At 48.1% G+C, this 1905-nt stretch carries 4 protein-coding genes, 1 tRNA gene and 1 pseudogene; 1 reads left to right on the top strand and 5 read right to left on the bottom strand.

Annotated elements, in window-relative coordinates; all coding sequences use genetic code 11:
- A pseudogene (locus ACTHUM_RS12680) lies at nt 1-157 on the top strand (polyphosphate kinase 2); the annotation flags it as partial.
- A gap of 53 nt (nt 158-210) precedes the next feature.
- On the opposite strand, the gene ACTHUM_RS12675 reads toward ACTHUM_RS12680, so the two are convergent.
- The 5 genes from ACTHUM_RS12675 to ACTHUM_RS12655 all read right to left on the bottom strand — a co-directional run.
- A complete protein-coding gene (locus ACTHUM_RS12675; protein ID WP_070843303.1) occupies nt 211-645 on the bottom strand; it encodes a pyridoxamine 5'-phosphate oxidase family protein in 435 nt (144 codons plus the stop codon).
- A 53-nt stretch (nt 646-698) separates the two neighbouring features.
- Nucleotides 699-1256, bottom strand: a complete 558-nt coding sequence (locus tag ACTHUM_RS12670; protein WP_219089307.1) for a UbiX family flavin prenyltransferase — start codon at nt 1254-1256, stop codon at nt 699-701.
- Between the two features lie 90 nt (nt 1257-1346).
- Nucleotides 1347-1432: transfer RNA gene (locus ACTHUM_RS12665), tRNA-Leu, on the bottom strand.
- Between the two features lie 15 nt (nt 1433-1447).
- The gene (secG, locus tag ACTHUM_RS12660; RefSeq protein ID WP_003683944.1) at nt 1448-1807 is read right to left on the bottom strand and encodes a preprotein translocase subunit SecG; all 360 of its coding nucleotides are present in this window, start codon (nt 1805-1807) and stop codon (nt 1448-1450) included.
- A gap of 7 nt (nt 1808-1814) precedes the next feature.
- Nucleotides 1815-1905 (bottom strand): triose-phosphate isomerase (locus tag ACTHUM_RS12655; protein WP_440403021.1); only part of this gene is annotated, 91 nt, incomplete at its 5' end.

Below are 1905 nucleotides of genomic sequence, written 5' to 3'. Positions count from 1 at the left end.
CAAAAAACGTGCACGTTTGAACTGTATCCGCTACTTCCTGCATCAGCTGGACTATCCGGGCAAAGACGTGAAAGCCATCGGCAAAGTGGACGAGAAAATCGTTTTGGTTCCCGATACACGTTACAAAGACAAAACTGTCGATCTCGGACACGATTAATTTGTAACATTACCAAAGGCCGTCTGAAATTTCATCTTTCAGACGGCCTTTTCTTAATCCTCGCGATTCCAGTACGTTTTTTGTGCGAATACCAATTTATTGTCAGTGAATTTCAAACTGTCCAAATTCAATGCCCAAACATCGCTTTTCATCACTCGAGCAGCAGGATGCGCTTTGTAATACAAAGACTGCGCCGCTTTCAAATCCGCTTCATCCTCAATCAAAGCGGCAGTCGCCGCAAACTGAATGCCGCTGATTTTTGCGATGCTGTCAGGTTGTCCGGCAATGGTACCGGCTACTTTGGCAGAACGACTCATCATTCCGCCATGCTTCGTTTTCAAAGATGTCAGCACAATCAATCGGGCATTCACCTCATCAAACACATAAAAACAGCAAGCTGCCCAAACTTCGCCCTCTTCCGCAGCAGCAATACTGACGACATGATGATTGCTCAAAAACTTCACTATATTGACAGGAATCGTTTGCATGGTTTTTATCTTCCTTCGCAGTAGACGAAATTATGCTCAGGCCGTCTGAAACATCAGCCCTGCCAGCGCGGCACATCGTTTTGAATGATGCCGAACAAGTCCAAAGCATGAGAGACGCTGTGTGTAATCATATCTTCGATGGATTCAGGCTTCTGATATAAAGCCGGAACGGGAGGAAACACGATACCGCCCATCTCTGTCACGCGGCGCATATTTTCAATGTGCGCCAAGTTTAACGGCGCTTCACGCACCATCAACACCAGCCTGCGCCGCTCTTTCAACGTTACATCCGCCGCACGGCTGAGCAAATTATCGGCAAACCCGTGAGCAACCGAAGCCAAAGTTTTCATTGAACACGGCGCAATCAACATTCCGTCCGTCAAAAACGAACCGCTGGCAATGCTTGCCCCGACATTACGGATGGAATGCACGACATCTGCCAAAGCATAAACGTCTTCTTTGGTGTAATCCGTTTCCAAAGTACGGGTCATTTCCGCCCCTTGTGAAACCACCAAATGCGTTTCTACCTGATGCGCACGCAAAAGCTGCAAAGCCTTCACGCCATACTGAAAACCGCTGGCACCGCTGATGCCGACAACCAAACGCTTCATTGTATTTCCCTGTCTCGGCCTAAAGATAAATAAAAGGCAGATTCTCAAGACGAAAAAATAACCGCTAAAAAGCGGTTAGATTTTCTAATGTGGTGCCGACAGCGAGATTTGAACTCGCACAGCCTACGGCCACTACCCCCTCAAGATAGCGTGTCTACCAATTCCACCATGTCGGCATAAATCAAATTGTCTTACTGCTGCTGAGGATTTGGTGCAACAGGAGTTGTATTGTTTTGTGCAGGCGTTGCAGGCTTAGGAGCTTGCTGGGTCTGCTTCACATCGCTGAAGTCTAAACCGTGCTTACTGGAGTGGGTGTGAATATACACCATCGCCATACAGGTCGCAAAGAAAAATGTTGCGGCAATGGCAGTCGAGCGGCTGAGGAAGTTGGCATTACCGGCAGAACCGAATACGCCTTGCGCGCTACCGCTGCCGGAACCGAACGTTGCGCCGGCATCCGCGCCTTTACCGTGTTGCAGCAATACTAACACGATTACGGCTAAAGCGGAAATAATATTAATGATCCAGATAAGGGTTTTAAAGGCTTCCATATGTTTTCTACGAGGCTTGTGCTGCGTTGATGATGGCGGTAAAGGAGTCATATGATAATGACGCGCCACCAACCAATGCGCCGTCTACATGAGGTACT

The organism is Neisseria sp. P0021.S006, assembly GCF_051956895.1.
Note: the sequence above shows the minus strand (reverse complement) of the source record. Positions and strands in the feature narration are given on the sequence as shown.